This is a genomic window from Paenibacillus sp. FSL H8-0259 (assembly GCF_037963255.1).
GTDB lineage: Bacteria > Bacillota > Bacilli > Paenibacillales > Paenibacillaceae > Paenibacillus_AQ > Paenibacillus_AQ phytohabitans.
The window spans coordinates 5530477-5554049 of the sequence record NZ_CP150147.1; the positions used below are offsets into that span (position 1 = coordinate 5530477).

Genomic DNA, 23573 nt, shown 5'->3' on the forward strand with positions numbered 1-23573 from the left:
GCGGTCCTCCCGTTAACTGGGGGACCGCTGTTTTGCTGTTTTGTGTTATAGCTGCTCAAGCTCCTTAGAGACTTGTTCAAATCTGTTTATACCTTGGACTATTTCCATATAAAAGAAAAATACATAATTATTTAAATATCGAAGCTGAAGCATGGAGATTTGCTGTCTTTTAATTTCAGCTTTGATGTTTATTAAAATCTTTGTAATGTAATCAAAATGACCGTAAAAAAAATCTGGAGATTCTTGTATTAACGGATTAATGGACATGTAATACTGATCAAAATAGTCACGTAATGCAGTGATTCTGTTCTCAAAAAAAAGGGTCAGCAGTTCAATGTATTCAATCGTATTGTTGTCTAAGTCAATTGCTGCTTCCAGAGCTTGCTGCTCTATTTCATACATAGTTTCGATTCTTCTTACCAGGATCCTTAACAGGCGCCTGTTTAGCATCACCCAGTGAACGTCATACGAGACGTATTCGAATATCGGTTGGTAGAATCTCAACTCTCTTTTTAATTCATCAAATTTTTTTCTTCTCCTTTTGGCTTTAAAGAAGATAAACACCCCCTTTAAGAGATAATTCTATTACCTTATATATCCATATGCATCAGCATTAATCACACGGTAGTGGAACAATTTTCTGCGAATCTTGCACCACTTTCAACATATATGTTATATATGTAATATAACAAACAAAATGTATTTGGAATACAGAAATAACCATAAGGAGGGATATTCGTGTTCATAGAGCTCGATCTGCAATCGGACACCCCGCTGTACACGCAGCTGGCCGATCAATTGACCGAAGGGATCGCGTCAGGCGAGCTGAAGCCGGGTGATCCGCTTCCGTCGATCCGGAGACTGGCTGAGGACCTCGGGATCAATCTCCATACCGTCAACAAAGCCTACAATTTGCTTAAGCAGGAAGGCTTGCTTCAAGTGCACCGGAAGACGGGCGTTATTGTTCAGCCGGACGGGATGCCCGGTGTGACGGAGGCGTTCGAGGCAAAGCTCCGGCGGCAGCTGCGCTCTCTTGCGGCAGCGGCTGCGGTACGTGGCATGGCGGAAGAGGTATTCGCGCAGGAGAGCAAATCGGTATACCGGGATATAATTACGAACCGTGGAGGGGAATAACGGTGACACAAGAACAGATAATTATTATATCCAGCAGCTATTTGATGATTGCTCTGATGCTCTGCTTACAGGTCTACATCGGCTTGCAGACCGTTCTATTCGGCATTGTGCTGCCGGAGGAGGCCCTGAAGGATCCATCCGTCCGCGCCATTCGCCGGAATTACGGTTTGCTGACCTGCGGTTTTGCGGTTGTCATCGGGGGTGCCTGCTTGTTCTGGCTACGCCAACAACCGGCGCGGGGTCTCCTGATTTTGACGTCATCCATCTTGCTTTTAATGATTGCTTCATCCTTCGCAGCCCGGCTAAGCCGGATATCCGCGCAACACTTGAAGGCAGCCAGAGGCTGGAAGGCTGTAGTGCAGAAGAAGCGCACAGCCAGCCTTACGGCCGGCCGGATGCATAGCCCGGTGCTGAGCTCTTGGTGGTACTCGGCAAATGCCGGCGTTATTGTCGCTATGCATCCTCTTGGCTATTGCCAGGTGGGATACGATTCCACAAGTGCTGCATCTCGGAAATTGTAGCTTTTACAAAACCGGTTGGACGGTGTTCTCTTTAAACTTCGTGCAAGTACTGAATATTACCGTGTTCGTCTGCTACAACCTGCTGATTAGCCGTGCCAGAACCTCGCTGGACCCCCAGGACCGGGAAGGTTCGTTGCAGAAACAGTTGAAGCACAAGAGAATCCATTCGCTTCTGGCTTGGAGCGCGTCGCTCCTGATGGTTATATTCTACGGGGTGACGCAAGCCATAACATTGTACGGCTGGAAGGGAAATCTGCTCTTCCTCTCCGGCATGTCGCTCTGTACAGCACTCTTAGTCGCACTGTTCGGCGTCATCCTGTATATGCGAATCAAGGGTATTGATCAGCTGAGGGACGTTCCGTCGCTGGAGGAAAAGCACTGGAAGTGGCTTGGCCGCCTCTACGTGAATCCTGAAGATCCGGCGTTGATCGTTCCGAACACCCGTGGTTTCGGCTGGACGATCAATTGGGCCAATTCGCGCAGCAAGATCATAATCTCCGCCATCCTAGCCGTTCTGGTGATCGAATTTATAATTTGCTATCCTATCTTCAATAAATATCTTCAATAAATATCTTCAATAAATAAAGAAATCCTGGAGAGGGGGAGTTCAAATGATAAGAAATCGGTGGAGAACCGCAGCTGTACTATTCTTGTGTCTGCTTCTCCTACTAACCGCCTGCAATGACAACACACCAGTGGCTGAAATGCAGAACGTAGCAGAAGCACTGAATACGGCTGAGGTAACCCTGTCAAGTGCTGCTCCGCAAGCCGTGTCAACGGCGGAAGCGGACTCGCCTCCACAGCAAGCTGAACCCACTTACGAAATTACCCGGCAAGCCGCACAGGAGAAAGCAGAACTTCTCACAACTACATATGCCACGAACAGCGTGCAATACGCCCTTATCGATCATGGCAGCATCACCGTATCTGGCCAATCCGGCAAGAATGATGAGCAGGGCCTGAACCCGCTCACGAAAGACACGATGTACGGGATCGCCTCGATAAGTAAGATGTTTACCACGGTTGCCGTTATGCAGCTGGCCGAACAAGGGAAAATCGGTCTCGACACGCCGGTCATCCGGTATATCACGGAGTTTACGATGACGGATGAACGCTACAAGCAGATTACGCCGCGCATGCTGCTGAATCATTCCTCCGGGCTGAACGGATCGTCGAACGTGAACGCTGATTTATTCGAAGACAACGATACTTATGCCCACGACACACTGCTGAAGCAACTGTCCGGTCAGACCTTGAAAGCGGACCCGGGCGCTTATTCGGTGTACTGCAATGACGGATTTACACTGGCCGAGATTCTGGTCGAGCGGGTCAGCGGCATGGACTTCACCTCTTATGTCCACCGGTATATTACGGAACCCCTGAGTATGATGAATACGCTGACGCCGCTCGATTCACCGGACAGGGCAAAGATGGCGGGACTCTATTATCCTGCATATCCCGGACAACTTCCGGACCAGACGGTCAACGCGATCGGAATGGGCGGCATTTATTCCACAGCGGAAGATTTGGCCCGGTTCTCGCAACTTTTCACGGGAGAAGCGGAAGAAGTATTGGCCGGCAAATCGGCTGCGCTCATGGCACAAGACGAGTATAAGACGCCACTCTGGCCTGACGATGCGGACAACTCCATCGGATACGGTCTCGGCTGGGACAGTGTCGATCTGTATCCCTTCAGTGAATACGGAATAAAGGCGCTGACCAAAGGCGGGGAAATCACTCTCTATAAAGCGTCGCTCGTTGTGCTTCCCGGACAGGACATAGCGGCAGCTGTTGTCTCTTCCGGCGGGAGCGGCATGTACAATCAGCTCATGGCGAACGAAATTCTGCTGCAGGCATTGAAGGAAAAAGGTACAATTACTGAATTTAAGCCTGAGAAGTCATACGGTGCGCCGGTACAAGCTGACATCCCGGAGTCCATGCTGCAGTATTCGGGAATCTATGGCGCGACTGGTACAATGATGAATATCAAAATATCCGCAGGCGGCGTCTTGTCCATTACTTCGGAACAGCCCTCCAATAATCCGAAACAGATCTTCAACTATTCAAGGGACGGCATGTTTCATAGTTCGGATGGAAATGCGATGGTCAGCTTCGTGAAAGAGGAGAACGGCCGCACTTACTTATGGATTCGTCAATACGTTTCGGTGCCGGGTCTTGGGCAGACCGCATCGTCAGAGTACACTTCCGAGAAGCTCCAGCCCCAAGAGCTTCCGGCAGAAACCAGGGAAGCATGGATGAAGCGCGACGGCAAGAAGTATTATCTGCTGAATGCGAAGTATACGTCGCTCGGTTATCTCGTATTGCCTCCCACCGAATTGAATGTGTCGGAGCAATTGCCGGGGTACGTGCTCGATAAGCGAATAACCGGTCCGGATTCAGCCGTCTCCGAATTGCAAATTCCGGGAAACAGCGGGCGGGATCTCTCCGGTCTTACGTTCTTTACACAAGATGGCGTTGAGTACTTGAATCTTGCCGGATTCATCTTAGTGAACGAGGACGCCTTGAAGCCTACTAATTTCGCTAAGAAGTCAACCGTAACGATTCCGCCGAGCGGATACGCCAGGTGGTATACGATAAGCGACAAAGACGGGGGCAAGAACATCAAGGTGAGTATGCCCTCGAAAGCCTCCTTCGCCGTTTATGATGCCAAGGGAACATGCATCTATTTCAGTGTCATCGGAGGCAAGGATCAGATCACGCTGCCTGCGGGAGGATCGATTGTGTTCGCAGGGGATGCCGGCACGAAGTTTGAGGTTTCAGTGCAATAACATCGTATCGGGTAGTTCTTCATCATTACTCTGGAGGCCCGGCACCGCGGATGCGTCTTGATGTTACGTGTGCCCGGCCGGCCGTAAAGCGTTTTGTATTTTTTTCGAGAAATGAAAGTAGTCTTGTGAGCACTAGTCCTTCACCGAAGAGGACTGAGAATCCGTTATTTGAGTAAATTCGGCGAAATTGCCGGTTAATCGGAATCGCTTAATTGACCTGGAATGCCTTCTTTTGGGTTCAAATGAATAAGATAACGGAATCTCAGTCCGCTTCAGGATATATGAACCTGGGGAGGGGCAGCTGGCCTGACAGTTTGCTATCAAGTGGAAACGCACCGTCCTTTAAAGGACGGAGCGTTTCAGCGAGAAATAGAAGGATAAGTTATCATGAGAAGCATATAAATTCTGGCGTAATATTTCAAAAAAAGCAAAGCCCCGGATATAGGAGCTTTGCCTGCAACAATATTGTTCCATATTTCACAAACCTTCTGATCATCCTGGCAAGTATGCCACCTTCGCGGGTGTCAGCAGCTTAGATCCGCTCTAGATCTGTTCTAGATCTGTTCTAGATCTGTTCTATATCTGTTCTATATCTGTTCCAGCTCAGCTCTAGATCCGCCCTAGATCCGCTCAATAATCGTCGTTACGCCATGGCCGCCGCCGATGCACAGAGTGGCAAGTCCGGTGCGTGCACCGCGCTGCTTCAGTGCATGTACCAGTGTTACGAGAATTCTAGCGCCGCTCGCACCGATGGGATGGCCCAGGGCGATGGCCCCGCCGTTCACATTGACCTTCTCCTCCGGGAAGTCCAGGGCCTGGCCTACCGCCAGCATCTGTGCGGCAAACGCCTCGTTAGCCTCGATAAGATCGATGTCGCTGATCGTCAGGCCGCCCCGCTGCAGCGCCTTCTTCGTTGCCGGTACCGGCCCCATCCCCATGATGGAAGGATCCACACCGCCGGACGCGTAAGACAGAATGCGAGCAAGCGGCTTCAGCCCCAGCACCTCTGCTTTCTCCGCCGACATAATGACCAGCGCCGCAGCACCGTCGTTAATGCCCGAGGCGTTCCCGGCGGTAACACTGCCGTCCTGCTTAAAGGCCGGGCGCAGGCCTGCCAGCTTCTCGGCCGTTGTTCCCTTTCGCGGAAACTCATCGGTATCGAAGATGATGGCATCGCCTTTTCGCTGCGGAATGACTACAGGTACGATTTCTTCCTTGAAATGGCCTGCTTCAATGGCGCGCACGGCCTTCTCCTGGCTGGACGCCGCCAGGGCATCCTGCGTTTCGCGGCTGATCCCGAATTGTTCGGAGACATTCTCAGCCGTAATCCCCATGTGGTATTGGTTGAACGCGCAGGTCAAGCCGTCACTTACCATCGTATCGATCAGTGTGCCGTTACCCATGCGGTAGCCGTAACGGGCCTGATCCAGCACATAAGGCGCCTTCGACATATTTTCCATCCCGCCGGCTACAATAATCTCACTGTCTCCCGCCATAATACTCTGTGCTGCCAGGTGAACCGCCTTCATGCCCGAACCGCAGACCTTATTGATGGTCAGGCTGGAGGCCTCCACCGGAATGCCCGCTTTCATTGCCGCTTGACGCGCCGGATTCTGGCCCAGCCCGCCCTGAAGCACATTGCCCATAATGACTTCATCGACCTGCTCCGGAGCGACACCTGCCCGCTGCAGCGCCTCCTTGATGACCAGCGCCCCCAGATCTACAGCGGCAATTCCGGCCAGACTTCCGCCAAAGGTGCCGAGTGCCGTCCGCACCGCACTGACAATGACAATTTCTTGGGCTGTAATCATAACAACACCTCATCCGAAGGGATATTCCGCATGGGAGACAGATCCCCAGAAACCGTAAACGCAGCACCCGTTTTATTTGTAACCGTTTCCAATTCAATACCTGGAGCCAACTCTTCCAGCACCAGCCCCTGCGGGGTGAAACGGAATACCGCCAGCTCCGTGATAATCATCGTTACTGCGCCGCGCGCGGTTAGGGGCAAGGTGCAGTCGCTTACGATTTTGGAAGCACCGTTCTTGGAGGTATGCTCCATAGCGACAATAACTTTTTTTGCACCTGTGACCAGATCCATGGCGCCGCCCATGCCGGGCACCATTTTGCCGGGAACCATCCAGTTGGCCAGATTGCCGTGCGCGTCTACCTCCAGCCCGCCAAGAATGGTAACATCCACATGTCCGCCGCGGATGAGCGCAAAGGAAGTGGCACTGTCGAAAAAGGAACCCCCGGGCAGAATGTTAGCCGGTTTGCCTCCTGCATTGACCAGATCGGGAATGATCGTATCCTGCACCGGTCCAAGTCCGATATAGCCGTTCTCGGATTGCAGAATAATGTTGATGCCTGCCGGCAGATAATCCGGGATCAGCGTCGGCAGCCCGATGCCCAGATTGACTACGTCCCCGTCATGCAGTTCAACTGCCGCTCTGCGTGCGATCAGCTCTTTCGTATCCATGTTATTCACTCTCCTTATAGCAGATGATTTTATCGACCAGGACACCCGGCGTAACCACAATATTGGGGTCAAGCTCCCCGGTTTCCACAATTTCATCCACTTGAACAATGACCAGATCGGCGGCCAGCGCCATCAGCGGATTGAAATTGCGCGCCGAATTGCGGTACACCAGATTGCCCGACTTATCCGCTTTGTGTGCTTTCAGCAGGGCAACGTCCGCCCGCAGCGGCAGCTCCACCAGAAATTCCCTGCCCTCAATGGTCAGCGTCTGCTTGTTGTCGGCGACCATCGTCCCCGTTCCTGTCGGCGTCAGAATGCCGCCGAGCCCTGCACCGCCGGCCCGCACCCGCTCGGCAAGCGTACCCTGTGGCACCAGCTCCACCGCCAGCTCCCCGGCGAGCATCTGTCTGCCCGTCTCCGGGTTGGTGCCGATATGCGAAGCGATCACCTTCTTCAGCCGCCGGCCCAAGACCAGCGGGCCTACTCCTGTATCGACCAGAGCCGTGTCGCTGGAGATCAGCGTAATGTCTTTGATATCCCGGTCCATCAGAATGCCTACCAGTGCATCAGGTGCTCCGGTTCCCATGAAACCGCCAACCATAATGGTCATACCGTCATGCACAAGTTCGCCTATTTCTTCAAGCGTCGTTACTTTCCCCACACCGAACCCCTCCTGTTTTTTTGCTGCAGCCCATTGACAAATGTGATGCGGATGTCTTTATGTATACAGTGTACAACGCGCTTTTTTAGGGGTAAAATTCAGACATCGCATGCAAACCATGAAAATATATCATAGATTGGAGGCGCTTACTTTTGGATGTACGGAACCTGAAATACGTGCTGGAAGTGGCCAATTTGCACAACATCACCAAGGCGGCGGAGAAGCTTCACCTGACCCAGCCCACCCTCAGCAAGATGGTTAAGAGCCTGGAGGACGAGCTTGGCGTCATCCTGTTTGACCGCTCAGGCAAATATGTCAGGCTGACCGATGCCGGAACAGCGGCGATGGAGCAGATCAGGCTGATTATTGCCGCAGTGGACAATCTGCATATGACGCTGGACGACATCAGCAACCTTAAGACCGGTACGATCAAGATTGGCCTTCCTCCGGTGATCAGCTCCGTTTTTGTCCCCAAAGTCGTGACTCCATTCCAAAAAAAATATCCCAACATCTCCTTCGAGCTCATTGAACAGGGCTCGAAGAATGTTGAGAATATGGTGCTGGAGGGCAGCATTGATCTGGGCGCCGTCCTGCTTCCCGTCCGGGAGGGCAGCTTCGGAATCAAGCCTTTTGTCCGTGAGAATCTGGCAATTGTTGTCCATAAGTCACATCCGCTGGCGGCACTTGAAGAGGCTTCGCTGACCGATCTCCGGGAAGAGCCGCTGATCCTGTTCGCCAAGGGGTTCGCCATGCGGCAGCATATTATCGAAGCCTGCATCAGCGCAGGGTTTGAAGCCAATATCGCTTATGAAAGTGCTCAATGGGATCTGCTGGTCGAGCTAGTGTCGGCCAATCTGGGCATCGCCTTCCTGCCTGAGCCGCTCTGTGAGAAGGTATCTAACCAGAATGTGCGCATTCTGCCGCTGCGGAATCCGTCCATTCCGTGGAACGTTGTGCTGATCTGGAACAAGGAGCGTTACATCAGTAAATGCATGCGGGAATTCATCCGCTTCCTGGAGGATCATTCCCTGGTTGTATAGCGCAATGTGACTATATAGCTTGATAGCTTGACTTTCGGATCAGTCCCGGGCTCACCGCATGGACAGCTGGCTGTGCCGGGATTCGCGCCGTCTAAGCTATAACTGTATTTTGTACAACTAAAGCGGGCGATTATTGCGCTGCGAGGGTTTTAATTGCACTTTCTACACTTAAAAATCCACATATTTCGTAAAAGGGGACTCACCGCTTTTTTAGTTGTACAGAATACAGTTAAACCGGAAAATCCGGAATCTCGCCGTCTTTTAACTGCAGAAAATACAATTAAATGCTATGCACATCACGCTAGTTACTCTCCAATAGACTTGCAAATGCAGAGTTCTGTGGAGTAGGTTATTCCCCAAGTTCAATCTATATAGCTGCATAAGAACAAATTCCTCATAAGGGCAAATCAAACCACACACCAGAAATTGAATGATCCAACCAAATTCCAATGAAATTTATCCACAACAGACGAATCTCATAATTTCCTAATCAACAAAAAGCAGAGCCCCGTCATTCCACAGGAACTCTGCTATACCGCTTACTTTTGTAAGGCATATCCGAATCTGTATTTACCGGAGCCGAGCGTAATCTTCACCGACTGCTCCTGCTGCTCGGCAGAATGAATACCGCGGACCGCCTGAAGCTCCTGCCCGTTCTCCTGCACACCCGCCAGCACAGCGTCCGGGAGCAGCACAGTAGCCGAGGTATTTGGCGGAACTACGGTCACCAGCTCTATTTTGCCGGAATCAATCGTCCACTCGGAGCGGATCTCCCCATACATAGATTCCAGCCCGCCGGCAGCCGAAGTCAGTCCGCCTCCCGGATGCGGCTGAATCAGAAACTGCTTATAACCCGGATACTCTTCCACCTGCTCGATGCCGGCAACACAGCGGTACAGAAAATCGCCAATCGCCCCATATGCATAATGATTGAACGAGTTCATATCCTTGCTCCAGAAGCTGCCGTCCTCCTTAATCCCGTCCCAATGCTCCCAGATGGTCGTCGCCCCCCGGGTAACCTGATACAGCCAGGAAGGGTAATCGGTCTGCAGCAGCAGCTTGTAGGCAGCATCATAATGCCCCGCTCCAGCCAACACCAGATTCAGATAAGGCGTGCCGACGAAGCCTGTGGTGAGATGATATTTGCTCTCTTCCAGCAGCTCTATAAGCTTGGCAACCGTGCGTTCTTCCGCCTTACCCTCCACTAGACCGAACATCAGCGCCAGCACACAGGCCGTCTGTGTAGCTACACTTATCCGTCCGGCAGGCGTGATGAATTCCCGGTTAAAAGCTTGTTTGATCCGCGCATGCAGCTGTGAATAGTACTGCTCATCTTCTGTTCTGCTCAGCACTGCCGCAGTCTTACCCATAAGCTCTACAGAATAGGCATAGAAGGCAGTCGCGATATAGTCCCTGTCCGTAGCGCCGATGTAGCTGTCCGGCTTGGCATCCAGGCCCAGCCAGTCTCCGAAATGGAAACCGGTATTCCACAGGAATTCATCCGTCCCCTGCCGGCGGATATACTCCACCCAGCCCTGCATGCTGCTGTACTGCTGCTCCAGAATCCGCTTGTCGCCATAACACTGATAAATCGTCCACGGACAGATGACAGCCGCATCGCCCCAGGCCGCGGAAGAATGGGAATTCTCATCCAGCACATGAGGAATTACGAACGGAACACCGCCGTTATCCAGCTGATCGGCCGCCAGATCCTTGAGCCATTTGCTGAAAAAGGGGGCCACATTCATCAGATACGCCGACGTACGGATGAACATCTGCGCATCCCCGGTCCAGCCGAGCCGTTCATCGCGCTGCGGGCAGTCTGTCGGCACATCGACGAAATTGCCTTTTTGCCCCCAGAGAATGTTATGCTGCAGCTGATTCAGCAGCGGATTGGAACAGGTAAAGCTACCGGTCGGCTCCATATCCGAGTGCAGGACAACACCTGCGAAATCCTGCAGCGAGAGGTTCTCAGGGAAGCCTATCAGCTGAACATACCGGAAGCCTTGGAAGGTGAAACGCGGCTGGAAGCTCTCCCGTCCACCGCCTTTGGCAATATAAGTAACTGTCTGTTTGGCTGCCCGCAGGTTGTCTGTGTACACATTACCTTCCTGATCCAGCACCTCGAAATGCCGCAGCTGAAATTCCTGTCCTGCTTGCCCTTCCATGGAGAACCGCATCCAGCCGACCATATTCTGGCCCATATCCAGCACAGTCTCCCCGGCCGGAGTGCGCAGGAGTGCGATGGGTGACAGTTCTTCAATTGCTTTTACCGGAACATTCTCCTGGGCCAGCAGAATATCCTTGGTGTACGGAAGGATCTCCGCAGGCGTCCATGACTGGTCATCGTACTCCGCCCTGCTGAAACCGGTCTGCTCCAGACGGGCATCATAGGTTTCGCCGTGATAGATCTCCGACATCAGCAGCGGTCCGGGCGATACTGTCCATCCCTGATCCGTTCCGATGATCTGCTCCACCCCGTCCGCATAGATGAGATGAATCTGCATCAGCAGGGCCGTGCGGTCGCCGAACACATGCTTTTTGTTATCCCAGGCCAGGTTTCCTTTGTACCAGCCGTTCCCCAGCCAGGCGCCAACCGCATTGTCCCCCACTGCCAGCTGCCCTGTAATGTCATAGGTCTGGAACTGCAGGCGGGTGCTGTAGCTGGTCCAGCCGGGGGTCAAATAATCCTCGCCGACTCTTGTACCGTTCAGCTCCACTTCATAGAGACCGAGACTGGTCACATACATTCTGGCCCGGGTGACCTGCCGGTCTACATGGAAGCTCCGCCGCAGCAGCGGAGCCTGCTCTGCCTGGACATCCAGGCAAGCCAGCGGCGCTGTAATCCACTCTGCCTCCCAATCCTCCGGCGAGAGCAGGCCCGTCTCCCACCAGGCGGTATCCGACCACTCTGTAGGCCGGTTCTGCTGATCCCATACTCTGATCCGGTAATAATAGCGCTGCTTAGCCTGCAGCTGCAGCTCCTTCAGCTCAATATGCAGGGATTGTCCGGACTCCACTCTGCCCGAATCCCATACCGTGCTTCCGAAGTCCTGATCCATTGCTGCCTGAAGCTGATACGCCTGCTGCATGACATCCCGCTCATCCGCATCCAGCTGCCAGCTGATTCTTGGATAACGGACATCCAGCCCCATCGGATTGTCTTTGTACTCCACACGTAATTTATGAACAGCTATCATTTCATTACACCCCGTCTTTTCTGGGATTGCCCCTATAAATATGAAACGCTTTCTATTACAATTATAGAATTCCGCAGCATTTAAATGACCTGCAATATGGACATTTCACCGGGGTAAAAAGGACATTCTGTTGTTTAGAGGAGTGAACTGATGCATTCGGCCAATCATACGCTAAAAGGAGAGTATTTCTTCCAGAACAATCTCCAGTTATATGTGAACCGCGCTACCGAGAACTATGATCTTCCGCTTCACTCCCATGACTTCATGGAGCTGACCTTCGTTGCCGAAGGCAAAGGCTTCCATTATATCGGGCAGCAGGCTCAGCAGACCGGCAAGGGCCAGCTGTACTATATTCCCGTAGGAGTCTCCCATGTCTTCCGTCCGTCTTCACCCAGCCCGCTCCGTGAGCCGCTCGTGGTGTACAATTGTTTGTTTAAGCCGGAGCTGCTGGACAACCTTGCCGCTCTGATCCCGGACCCGCCGATTGCCTCCTACCTGGAGCAGATCCGTAATCATCAGCTGCCCGCATTCTCCGTGACGGATCTGAACGGTTCCATCGAGAGCCTGTTTCTGGCGCTTCACCGGGAGGTTCATCTTCCGCAGACCGGCGCGGGCAGCTATTTGCTGACCTTGTTCATTCAACTGCTGATAAGTATCTACCGGCTCAGGCATGACGAGGTCCAGTTTCCGCTGAACAAGCAGACGCAATTCCTGCAGATTCTGAATTATGTCAACCAGGAGTACGCGCAGGAAATCACCCTGAAGCGTCTGTCACGCAGCTTTGACTGGAGTGAAAGGCATCTTCAGCGGCTGTTCAAGGCGAATACCGGGCAGACCTTCCATCATTACCTGCAGAATGTCCGGATTCAGAAAAGCTGCCTGCTGCTGGTTCAGCAGCCCAAGGCGCCCGTTCAGTTCATTGCGGAGCAGGTCGGCTACCATGACCCGAAGACCTTCAATCTGGTGTTCAAGCGGATTATCGGCACCACTCCGGGGAGCTACCGGCAGGCGTCCGGGAGGAAGCATCTGAAGGGGCCGGAGCCGGGAGAAACAACTTTAACGCGGAATGATTGATGTTATTTGTAAATAGTGTTAGGCTATCAACGGTAAACTCAACATCTGTGCTCTTCAATACATCCTAAAATAGTCACAAATTTAGTTAGAAAGAAAGGTAACACTATGATAAAAGCAGAACACTTATCCTTCTCATTCCCGCAAAAAGAACTATATAAAGATATTTCCTTTACGCTTGAAGCCGCACAGCATTGTGCTTTCATTGGAACAAGCGGCAGCGGGAAAAGTACACTGACCGATATTCTGATGGACCCGGAAAGATATCTGTTTGAGGGCAGGTTAGAGATAGATCCTACTTGCAGCATCGGGTATGTAAGCCAGTTCTCCCAACCGGAAAAAACTAAAGATACAACCGTTTTTGAATATATCGGCGAAGAATTTATTAAGGTACAGAATGAAATAAATTCTATTTTGGCTGAAATGGAAACCTCCTCGGATATGGATACGCTGCTGGAAAGGTATCAGTTAGCGTTGGACGCCTTCGATGCTATGGACGGGAATGATTACGAAAGCAATATTAATAAGAAGCTAAATCTGGCAAACCTCATGAAGCTAAAGGATGTCAGGGTATCTGACCTGAGCGGCGGGGAATTCAAGCTCATTCAAGTAATGAAGGAAATGCTCAGCCGTCCGGACTTCATGATTATGGACGAGCCCGATGTATTTTTAGATTTTGACAACCTAAATTCACTTAAGAATCTTATTAATGCCCACAAAGGCATACTGCTGGTGGTTACGCACAACCGCTATCTGCTCAATCATTGCTTCAACAAAATCCTGCACCTTGAAAACAAGGAGATCCAGGAGTTTGACGGGCGGTATATTGATTACAACTTCTCCTTGCTGCAAACCAAAATTGAGCTGCAGGAGCTCGCCATCGCTGAAGAGGAAGAAATTGCGAGAAACGAGAGCATCGTCAATAACCTTAGAGCAATCGCAACTTATAATTCAGAAGCCTCCAGAGGGAGAGCGCTAAAAGCCAGAGTTAAATTTCAGGAAAGACTGGAAGCGCGCAGAATTAAAGCTCCATTCGTCGAGATTAAGCAGCCGGATATCCGTTTCAGTATCGATCATGAACTGGAAGACACCACTGTTATAACTGTTAATAACTATAGCGTTTCCTTTGATGAGCTGCTGTTAGAAAATGTTACCTTTGAGATCAAATCTACGGATAAAGTAGCCCTTATCGGTGCAAACGGCACCGGGAAAACGACATTACTCCGGGAGATTTATAGAAATAATCATGATGCAATAGAAGTAAATCCGGATGCTAAAGTGACTTATTTATCTCAGCTTCAAGGTGAAATGCTGAAGGATTCTAATACCATCCTGGAGGAATTCATCGATGCCGGGTTCGCAACGTATGATGAGATTAGATCGCATCTTTCAAGCTACGGCTTTGAGGGAGAAATCCTTAATCAGAAGATAGAATCTTTATCCGGCGGCGAAAAAAATATGCTTCAATTGGCTAAAGTTTCGGCCAGTAAAGCGAACGTACTGCTGCTTGATGAACCGACAAGCCATTTGGACACCTATACACAAATCGCACTGGAGAACGCAATCCAGAACTATAAGGGTTCGATTCTAATGATATCTCATGATTTCTATTCCGTGGTAAACGGGATGGATTATGTTCTGATCATTGACGGCAAGACGATTAGAAAGATGACGATCAAGAAATTCAAAAAGATGATTTATGCCCGGCATTTTGATAAGGACTATCTGGAACTGGAACAAAATAAAAAAGCAGTGGAAACGAAAATCGAGCTGGCTTTGAAAGCTGCTAATTTTGAACTTGCACAAGGTTTGATGGATGAGCTGGAAGAGCTGATTAAGCAGCTGTAAATGATAACTAAATAGGATTCACCTGTCAGAAAAAAACGACAAAAGAAGCCTTATATTTAGGGTTTCTTTTGCTGTTTTATGGAAAATATTTATTAAGATTCTCTGGTGTGATGCCGTTCCATAACCAAAATTGATCCCCCTGCGATACAAGTAATCGATCGAGCCATAGTTCAAAGCTTAAATTAAGCGGCTCACCATTATCACGAGCTGAGGTATAGATTGACTGGTCAAACAGATAGTCTTTTCTGCCTTGCTTTACATAATCGCTATTTACACATATTAAAGTCTCACTGAATTTTGCTATAACGTATACGTGCTCAGGGGTTGGAAACTTTTCCAATGCATCTAGAATTTCATCCACTCCAAAAATATGCCAATGAGGTGCCGATTCTTCAACATCCTTATATAATTCCATTCCGTTATGAAGAGACAAAAAGAACTTATAATCCTCAGGCAGCTTTAACTCCGTCTCCGCTTCAAAATCCTCGATTTCTTTCAATAAGACGGGCTTAGAAAATGAAAATCTACATGTAAGCTGAAATCCTAAATTTCTTTGTATAGAAAAATTTTTGTTATTGTAAATTACCTTCTTTAAAGCCTCTAAGGATGCGGTTATTAATTTTGACATTTGCCCTCCCCCTCATAAAAAAACCACCAATTGATTTGTAAAACCCATCATATCTAGGGTATTCGCTTAGTATTTAAACAATCCTGCCCTTAATGAAAGTACCCGCAATCTAATACTTTTGTCCTTTGAACATCAGGGGATCGCCTCTTTTCGGTTTGATTTGGTCCGGCTTACCATTATTCGGCAGGGCGGCTTTTCTCCCGCAAAAAAGCAAAAAATCCCCGGAGTCCGGGGATCTTTCGGTCAATCAATGCATAATTAACGCTCACATCAGGCAAAAACAACATGCAGCGTATGAATCTCATACGGTTTGAAATCAAGGCGGATGGCCGGTCCGTCCACCGCTTCAGTCTCCAGCGGACGCTCCATCAGATCGCGCAGCTGCCAGGAGACGGCGGAGTAATCGCTGCCGATATTCGCCGTGCTGCGTGTTCCCGTATACTCATGCAGTCTGACGATACATCCGCTGCCATCCTCGGCCAGCTTAACGGCATCGACGGCAATGTTCGGCACATCACAGGTGATCAGCGACTTGCCGTTACCGGCGGCATAACCCCCTTCTGCAGCGAGGAGCGGATTATTCAGCGCCCACGCTTCCTGCACCGTGCCTGCCGCAGCCCAATCCCCTTTATGCGGAAGCAAGGCATACGTGAAGCGGTGCTCGCCCTGGTCAGCCAGCCGGTCCGGGCTGGTTGCCGATTTGATCAGCGACAGCCTCATCGTGTGATCCTTGATGTCGTATCCGTATTTGCAGTCGTTCAGCAGGCTGACGCCATAGCCCCGCTCCGACAGGTCAGCCCACTGGTGGCCGACACTCTCGAACCGGGCATAATCCCAGCTTGTATTCCAATGGGTCGGCCGCTTCACGTTGCCGAACTGGATATCATAGGTAGCTTCTGTAGCCCGGACGGCAACAGGGAATGCCGCCTTCATCAGCTGATGCTGCTCATGCCAGTCCACCAGGGTCTCGAAGTCAATCCGTGCACTTCCGGCATATACCTTAACCTTCTGGGTGATCGAGGAATCCATGTACTTCCAGGTGAACTTCAGCACTGCCTGCAGCGGGCCGCATTCGGTCAGCTCTACAGAGCGCAGATCGCTTACTACCCGCATTTTCTCCTGGTAATACAGATCGATATCCCAGGCGTCGAACATCTTCGGCTTATCCTCAAAGACCTGTAGCAGATTGCCGAATTCGCCCGCTGCCAGCACCTCGCGCGCTTCCTTGCGGTCATAGATCCGGCTCAGCTGTCCGGCTGCATTCCACTCCAGAATATAATAAGGTGTTGTTAGTGTTGAATCCTGCCAGGTAAAAGGAACGGACGGTTCCGGATTCTCTCCGGAAGCGGCGGGTTGTGCAGCGCGGATCACTACACTCCCCATCGCCGGAACAGCTTCTACCCCGACCAGCCACTGACTGCCGGAGCGCTGGGCGGCCAGCGGGTTGCCGGCGGCATCCGTCCAGACGGCAATCTCTCCGCTGTGAGGGACGGCTGCCAGACGGGGACCTCCAAAGAGGGAGCTGTTGAACAGCGTGTACTCCTTGTGTGACGCGGTATCCGCCGGGTCATCCTCACCCGCTGATCCAGCATCAGGGCTCTTCAGTTTGACAAGTCCATCCGCCGCAGCATCAAGGGCAGCCCGGCCCAGCTGCTCTGCTTCGGCATATTCCAGCCGTGAATCCTGATAGACCTCATGAATGGAGGAGCCGGGGATAATATCATGGAACTGGTTACGCAGAATAATCTGCCAGCCTGCCAGGAGCGATTCCGCAGGATATTGTGCATATCCGCCTGTCTCCGCAGCAAGGAGTATCTGCAGCCACTCCGCCTCGCGGTACAGCAGCTCAAGCTTCCGGTTCATTCTTTTGTTATAAGCCTGGCTGGTGTAAGTCCCGCGGTGAAACTCCAGATACAGCTCCCCGTCCCAGGTATGCACATATTGATCGGTGCCTTCTATCGTTTCATGCAGCCGCTCGAAATAGTCATCCGCACGGCCCGGCTTCACTTGCGGCAGCCCCGGCATGGTATCCAGCCTCCGCCGCATCTCCAGCATCTCGCGGTTCACACCGCCGCCGCCGTCGCCATACCCGTAGGAGAGCAGCAGCTCACGGTTCAGGTTCTTGTCGCGGTACTGGTCCCAGATCCCCTGCACAGAGAAAGGCTCAATAAGGCCGTTATACGTATAGTACCAGGCACTGGAATCAGGAGCCTCGGGTGTGGTGATGAAGTGGGTCAGTACCTCGCTGCCATCAATGCCCCTCCACTGGAACGTATCATGCGGCATGCGGTTATATTGGCTCCAGCTGATCTTGGTCGTCATGAAGGTGTCAATGCCCGACTTGCGCAGAATCTGCGGCAGCGCCCAGCTGTAGCCGAACACATCCGGCAGCCATAGGTACTTGCAGTCTACGCCAAATTCCTCGCGGAAAAATTTTGTCCCGTATAGAATCTGGCGCACCAGCGACTCGCCGCTGGTCAGATTGCAGTCCGCTTCCAGCCACATTGCACCTCCGGCTTCCCAGCGGCCTTCCTCCACCCGCTGCTTAATTTCGCTATAAATCTCCGGATAATCCTGCTTGATGTAGGCATAGAGCTGCGGCTGGGTTTGCAGGAAGATGTACTCCGGGAACTGCTTCATCAGCCGAAGCACTGTGGAGAAGGAGCGGGCCGCTTTCTCCCGGGTATGGGTAAGCCGCCATAACCAGGCCACATCAATATGGGTATGGCCGATCGCGGTTACCGTAACCGGATGCTGCTGCTCCAGCAGGGCCAGGGCCTCGAGCAGGCTCTCCTCAGCCTCCTGGACTGAAGCATAGAAATCTGCGCTGCCGGGCCTTGACCAGTCCAGCTTGTTAAACGAGCGGTTCAATGCCATCAGCAATTCATGCTTCTCGATCTGGCTGTCGGCAAGCTGCTTGAAAGTATCCAGTGCCGCCCGGCCTGTATAATAGAGGTTGTCGGTTGATTCATCCAGATAAGCCAGCTCAGCCTGCTTGATCCGGTGTTCCTGAGCAATCAGCTGGCCGTCTCCGTTCAGGCCTGACCATAGGCGGAAGGTGAAGTCCAGCTCCCTGCCAGCGGCATTTGCTTCAAGAAACACCTCCTGGTGATTGGAATCCACACCCTGATACGGCTTGCCGTCCAGAAACAGCAGGGATTCGAAGCCGCTGTTGTTGCCCTCGCCTGTCCTACCGAAATCGAACAGGCCTACCACCCGTTGTCCCTGCCAGGCAGCTGGCACTGTGATCTTTCTGTGGAGCCACAAATATACATCACTGCCGGTCCAGTAATCCCCTATACGAAGCTTCTTGTCTCCTTCCGGGGCGGACGGATAGACACCATTGTCACCCTCCTGATCCTCTGTAACCAGCCATTCATCAAGCGTAATAACCTCACGGTACCGGTAACCCTCCAGCTCCTTCAACCGCAGTGCAAGCTTCTCTTCAGTCCAAAACATTCCCATTCCGATTTTCCTCCTTTTTGTATAACACGTGTTATAAAATGGGCAGAAAGACGGTCCATCCGTGTAAGGATGGTACCGTTCCCTGCTAATTAGGATAAGCTGCCACTACAAAGTGAATCGCTGCTTAAGGCATATTGCCTGTTAGCTCAGCCGGCTCAGACTATGTGCAAGCTAAAGCTACATCGTCCCCCAGCAAAAGCTGTTCAGGCAGTGCCGGCAGCAAGTGTAACACCATGAATGGCTTAGCCTCCCCTTCATACCAAGCGCGGTTACGCGCTTTCTCCTGCCCTTAATACTGCTGGAAGCCAGATTTTGTCCGCCTGTCCTGCTTCGTTCCTGCCGTTCATCTGCGTAAGTAAGCAGCGTACCGCCTCTTCCCCCATACTCACATAAGGGATTTCTACGCAGCTTAGAGACGGCAGGCTAAGACGGTGACCCTGAATCGTATTATCTGCCGCCATGATCCGCACATCTTCACCGATACGCAGGCCAAGCTTGTGAGCCGCCCGGTACAGATCGGGAATTGCGCTTGACCAGTTGACCAGTAGCGGCGCATGCTGCGGCCCGCTATCCGCCAGCCTCTGCAGGCACGCTGTCCAGTCGCCATGGTGTTCCTCCAGCCGGATCACGATTGGCTCCATCCCATGTGCGCTGCACCAGCCGGTATAGGCATCGCGGCGGTTCCGCTCCGCCCAGTTATCCGCGCTATGCCCGTGGTATACCTCGGCATAGACCGGGCCGGGCTGCTGCGGTGTACCCTCCCGCAGCAAATAATTCAGCGCCGTCTCCACACTGCCCGAATAATCGGCCAGCACGGAAAACACACCAGGCACTTCTGCGTACCCTTCCACAGAAACATAGGGGATTCCGGCATTCCCTATGCGGGAAGCCCACTCCTCATCGTGGTAGCTGGTATGATCCAGCGTCACAATCCCGTCGATCTTCCGCCGGTGATATAGCTCCAACAGCTCGGTCCTGCCGTTGGCGTTCCCCTTATGGCGCGGAGAGCAGAGCAGAATATGATACCCGCTGAGCTCACACTCCCGCTGCATGCCTTCCAGCAGCCGGGTGAACAGCGGATGACGCGTATCACCGAAAGCGGCAAGCGTCATGCTTCTTCCCGTCTTCATGCTGCGCGCTCCGGCGTCCACATGGTAATTCAGCTCGCGGATGGCTTCCAGCACGGCTTCGCGCGTCTCCGCTCCAACCCCGATGCCGGGAGTATCATTCAGCACCGCAGATACCACACTGCGGGACACGCCTGCCCGCTTGGCTACGTCAAAGCTGGTCACTCTTTTTTTGCCCATATATCAGCACCTCACCGAGAGTATAACACGTGTTATAAAAAGTTGTACAGCGCTTTCTTTCATTTTTATATCTGGTTAAACAGGGGAAGCCTTTGGCAATATACTCTGCCGCGTGGCCTCCGCTTAGAGCGCTTGGAATCTAAACTGGCCTCTCCGAAGGCGGGTTCGCCGTCTCCGCCTCCCTTCTGTCCCTGCGGTAGGCCCCGGGGGTTTGTCCGGACCATTTCTTGAACGTTTTGATAAAATAATTATCGTTCGGGAACCCGACGCTGCGGCCGATTTCATTAACGGTTAAGTCTGTCTCGCGGAGTAAGCGCCGGGCTTTCTTCACGCGCACATGCTGCAGGTAGTTGATGAGCGTCTCCCCTGTCTTCAGGCGGAAAAGCCCGCTGAGATAATGCTCCTCCATGGCGACATAACGGGCGACCGCCCGCAGAGTGATGTTCTCGGCAAAACGGCTGTGGATGTATTCCAGCACACGGTTGATTTCGGGATGATTGGTTGTTATCCCCTCCGCTGCGGCCATGCGCACCTGCATTTCATCCGCGGCCGCCAAAAAGCAAGCGAGCAGCTCCCGGTGGGTGGCCACTTCGCGCAGTTGCTGAACAGGCCCGGACGGAGGCTGATTGCCGATTTCGGCAAAGGTCCGCACCAGGCGTTCCGCCTTCTCCATCACCAGGCAGAAGGGCAGCCGGCTTGCCCGCAGCGTTTCCCACATCGCGCAGGCCGTACGCTGCATATCCGCGCTCCGCCGCTGGGCAAAGGCCAGAACAATCTCCTTCTCCATGACCCATATAGGCGGAAGCTTCGGCTCTCCGGCCGCCTCGGGCCCGGCGGCAGATGTAGAGGCGGACTCTGCTCCGCTGCCGTCTGCCGGAGCTTCGCCCTTAATTTCGTACCAGAGGTCGTTTAGCTGCCGGTAGAGCCGGGTCCACTCCGCATGGATGAGACCGGGCGGAACCGGACCGCCGCAGGCCACGGCCTGAACGGGCATGCCCGCCGTAAGGTTACCGGGCAGCCTAAGGCCGCCGTCAGACCAGAAGAAGCAGGTCGTACAGCCGTCTGCCGTAAAAGAACCGGTCCAGACCTCCTCCATCCAGGTGTCTGGCGGACAGGCTTCCAGGACGGCTGCCAGCAGCGGCCGGGCGGTCCCGATGCAGGAGACCATGAGCAGCCGCCGGTAGGATGCCGGAGGCGCAGGCGGCGCTGTCTCCTGCCCCGCCTTCACCGCCTCCCAGACGAGGCCATAATAACGGTTGAATTCCTGTCCCAGCAGCGCATGCCGCTGCCTGCGCGAGGCTGACAATTCTTCGCCGATCTTAAGCAGAAGCCCCTGCAGCTCCGGGATGCTCAGCGACAGCTTGAGCACATATCCGCTGGCTCCGAGCTCCAGCGCTTTGCGGGCATATTCGAACTCGCCCATGCAGGTCAGCATGACAAACCGGCTGTCCAGCCCGGCATGGCGCGTCTGCCGCAGCAATTCCAGGCCATCCATGCGGGGCATAAGAATGTCGGCAATGACGAGATCGGGTCTCAGCTGATGCATCAGCTGCAAGGCCTCCTCTCCGTCGGAAGCTTCCCCTGCCACACTGAAGCCATAAGCTTCCCAGTCCACCAGTTTAAGCAGCTTGCGCCGGACAAACGGCTCGTCTTCAACCAGAAGAATTTTCCACATGCTCTGCACCTCCGGATTGGAAAGGATTTGCAATCAATAACGGGATGGTGATGCGTGCCATTGTCCCCTTCTCCCCCTCCAGAAGAACGAGACTGCCATCTTCCCGGAACAGCAGCTGCAGGCGCTGGCGGATGTTGGCGATTCCGATGCTCTTGCGCGAGCGGAGCTCCGGGTGTTCCCCGGCGCGTGCAAGGCCGACACCGTTGTCCTCCAGCTCCAGAATCAGCGAGCGTCCCGATCTCCTTGCCCGGACTGAGACCCGGGCATCCTCCTGCAGCGTGGAGAAGCCGTGTTTGAAGGCATTCTCCATCAGCGGCTGCAGCGCCAGCTTCGGAACAAGAGCATAGGCCAGCCCTTCCTCCACATCCAGAGTGACCCTTACTTTGCCTTCATAGCGGATATTCTGGATATATACATACGCCTGCAACAGATCCAGCTCATTCTGCAAGGGAATCAGCTCTACATCCGAGTACAGGCTTGTTTCCAGCAATTTGCCCAAAGAAATCGATATTTCCGCGATATCATCCTCTTCCTTTTCATAGGCGATCCATTTGATCGTGTTCAGCGTGTTCAGCAGGAAATGCGGATTCATCTGGGCGGTCAGCATCTGGTAATGCAGCGCTTCCTTCTGCCGTTCCTCCAGCTTCAGCTTCTGCAGCAATCCGCCGATATCCGTCATCATCGTATTGAACGTGGCCGCCAAATCCCTCATCTCTCCATGGAAAAAGGATTCTTCCACCCGTGTATTCAATTCCCCCTGTGCGGATAATGCCATCTTACGCCGGAGCAGCGCGATGGGCCGGGACATGGCACCGGCGATGAGGAAGGTAAGCAGGAGGAAGCCGCCGGACAACAGCAGGGAGAAATTGAAATTCTGCTCCCGCAGTTCCTTCATATTCCCAAGATAAGTATTCAGCGGCATGGACGCGGCCAGATACCAATCCAGATTGTAGAGCGGGCTGATCGTCAGAATTGACGAGCTCTCATAATCAACCCGCTGCATAGGTTCCTCTCTTTCCGGAACGCGGATCATTTCTTGGATGGCCGTGCGGTCCACCGCCCGGAAGTAATCGGAGGAATTGAGCAGCTGGCCTCCCTGGTCCATCAATACATAATGCTGCTGGAGCAGCAGATCCCGCGACGCTTCGGCAAGCCAGCCGTCATAATAAAAATTAATCCGCAGATAACCGAACGGCTGCTGCCGGTTATCGAGCAATACAGCATACATGGACAAATCCTTGCCGGTCACCCAGCGGAAGGAGTCTCCCTCAGCACCGAGTCCGGCAAACCCGCTCTCCCGGACAAAATTGGCATGCTCCTGCCCGGTCTGCACAAGCCCGTCGGTGTGGTACAGCGTGCCGGACCGGTCGGCCAGGGTGACGGTAATCTGGGCGGGCAGCTCCAGCGATGCCGGACGGGCGGTGCTTTGCAGGAATACCGCTTTCTCCGCAGGATTGAGTTGTCCCGGATACAGCAATACGGAGCGGGTATAAGGGTCCCGCTCCAGGTACACATAATAGAGGAAAGCTTTATTGATCTCGTTGTTCAAGGCGTCGTTAACCACGTTGAGCTGCTCGATTGCCTTTTCCTGAAACTCGCGGGACACGGTCCGTTCCATCATCCGGTAATTATAGATTTGCAGCAGGAAAAAGGGCAGCAGGAGGAAGATCACAACAGCGGCAAACAAGCGGTTTCTGAACTTTTGTGGCCATATGCGTTTCCAGCCTCCCATCGTCTTCCCTCCCGGTTATCGTT

General features: G+C 52.7%; 17 protein-coding genes. 7 read left to right on the plus strand and 10 right to left on the minus strand.

Annotated elements, in window-relative coordinates; genetic code table 11:
• Positions 1-45: 45 nt before the first annotated feature.
• The gene (locus tag NSU01_RS24075) at positions 46-402 is read right to left on the minus strand and encodes a hypothetical protein (RefSeq protein WP_144026126.1); all 357 of its coding nucleotides are present in this window, start codon (positions 400-402) and stop codon (positions 46-48) included.
• Positions 403-738: 336 nt separating this feature from the next.
• Here NSU01_RS24075 and NSU01_RS24080 point away from each other — a divergent pair, with 336 nt between their 5' ends.
• The 4 genes from NSU01_RS24080 to NSU01_RS24095 are packed head-to-tail and all read left to right on the plus strand — an operon-like array spanning position 739 to position 4444.
• Positions 739-1134: a GntR family transcriptional regulator gene (locus NSU01_RS24080; protein WP_042138822.1), complete on the plus strand. Its 396-nt coding sequence runs from the start codon at positions 739-741 to the stop codon at positions 1132-1134.
• 2 nt (positions 1135-1136) lie between these two features.
• On the plus strand, positions 1137-1655 hold the full coding sequence (locus tag NSU01_RS24085) for a hypothetical protein (RefSeq protein WP_076245741.1): 519 nt from the start codon (positions 1137-1139) through the stop codon (positions 1653-1655).
• 40 nt (positions 1656-1695) lie between these two features.
• Positions 1696-2223, plus strand: a complete 528-nt coding sequence (locus NSU01_RS24090) for a DUF5808 domain-containing protein (protein ID WP_144026127.1) — start codon at positions 1696-1698, stop codon at positions 2221-2223.
• Positions 2224-2266: 43 nt separating this feature from the next.
• Positions 2267-4444, plus strand: coding sequence for a serine hydrolase domain-containing protein (locus tag NSU01_RS24095; RefSeq protein WP_083705620.1), 2178 nt, complete (start codon positions 2267-2269; stop codon positions 4442-4444).
• Between the two features lie 620 nt (positions 4445-5064).
• Here NSU01_RS24095 and NSU01_RS24100 read toward each other — a convergent pair.
• From NSU01_RS24100 to atoD, 3 genes are read right to left on the minus strand one after another with little or no spacing between them, the layout of a single operon-like run.
• Positions 5065-6252, minus strand: coding sequence for an acetyl-CoA C-acetyltransferase (locus NSU01_RS24100; RefSeq protein WP_305954217.1), 1188 nt, complete (start codon positions 6250-6252; stop codon positions 5065-5067).
• Complete coding sequence (locus tag NSU01_RS24105) at positions 6252-6923, minus strand: 3-oxoacid CoA-transferase subunit B (RefSeq protein ID WP_076245750.1); 672 nt, start codon at positions 6921-6923, stop codon at positions 6252-6254. Before NSU01_RS24105 ends, NSU01_RS24100 begins: the two co-directional genes overlap by 1 nt.
• A gap of 1 nt (position 6924) precedes the next feature.
• Positions 6925-7584: an acetate CoA-transferase subunit alpha gene (gene atoD, locus NSU01_RS24110; protein ID WP_076245753.1), complete on the minus strand. Its 660-nt coding sequence runs from the start codon at positions 7582-7584 to the stop codon at positions 6925-6927.
• A gap of 152 nt (positions 7585-7736) precedes the next feature.
• Here atoD and NSU01_RS24115 point away from each other — a divergent pair, with 152 nt between their 5' ends.
• Complete coding sequence (locus NSU01_RS24115) at positions 7737-8624, plus strand: LysR family transcriptional regulator (RefSeq protein WP_042138827.1); 888 nt, start codon at positions 7737-7739, stop codon at positions 8622-8624.
• 539 nt (positions 8625-9163) lie between these two features.
• Here the strand turns inward: NSU01_RS24115 and NSU01_RS24120 are convergent.
• Entirely contained in the window at positions 9164-11824 is a 2661-nt protein-coding gene (locus NSU01_RS24120) for a glycoside hydrolase family 78 protein (RefSeq protein ID WP_076245755.1), read from the minus strand.
• 150 nt (positions 11825-11974) lie between these two features.
• Here NSU01_RS24120 and NSU01_RS24125 point away from each other — a divergent pair, with 150 nt between their 5' ends.
• Positions 11975-12898 carry an AraC family transcriptional regulator gene (locus tag NSU01_RS24125; protein WP_076245757.1) on the plus strand — a complete coding sequence of 308 codons (924 nt, stop codon included), beginning with the start codon at positions 11975-11977 and terminating at the stop codon, positions 12896-12898.
• Between the two features lie 105 nt (positions 12899-13003).
• Positions 13004-14743, plus strand: a complete 1740-nt coding sequence (locus NSU01_RS24130) for an ATP-binding cassette domain-containing protein (protein ID WP_076245759.1) — start codon at positions 13004-13006, stop codon at positions 14741-14743.
• A 76-nt stretch (positions 14744-14819) separates the two neighbouring features.
• Here NSU01_RS24130 and NSU01_RS24135 read toward each other — a convergent pair whose 3' ends face one another.
• The 5 genes from NSU01_RS24135 to NSU01_RS24155 all read right to left on the minus strand — a co-directional run bounded on the left by NSU01_RS24135 (position 14820) and on the right by NSU01_RS24155 (position 23550).
• Entirely contained in the window at positions 14820-15371 is a 552-nt protein-coding gene (locus NSU01_RS24135) for an SMI1/KNR4 family protein (RefSeq protein WP_042138830.1), read from the minus strand.
• A 270-nt stretch (positions 15372-15641) separates the two neighbouring features.
• Entirely contained in the window at positions 15642-18830 is a 3189-nt protein-coding gene (locus tag NSU01_RS24140; protein ID WP_076245815.1) for an alpha-mannosidase, read from the minus strand.
• 275 nt (positions 18831-19105) lie between these two features.
• Positions 19106-20143: a LacI family DNA-binding transcriptional regulator gene (locus NSU01_RS24145; RefSeq protein ID WP_076245761.1), complete on the minus strand. Its 1038-nt coding sequence runs from the start codon at positions 20141-20143 to the stop codon at positions 19106-19108.
• 139 nt (positions 20144-20282) lie between these two features.
• Positions 20283-21818, minus strand: a complete 1536-nt coding sequence (locus tag NSU01_RS24150) for a response regulator (protein ID WP_076245763.1) — start codon at positions 21816-21818, stop codon at positions 20283-20285.
• Positions 21796-23550: a histidine kinase gene (locus NSU01_RS24155; RefSeq protein WP_076245765.1), complete on the minus strand. Its 1755-nt coding sequence runs from the start codon at positions 23548-23550 to the stop codon at positions 21796-21798. The genes NSU01_RS24150 and NSU01_RS24155 overlap by 23 nt, the downstream gene beginning before the upstream one ends.
• Positions 23551-23573: the final 23 nt, after the last annotated feature.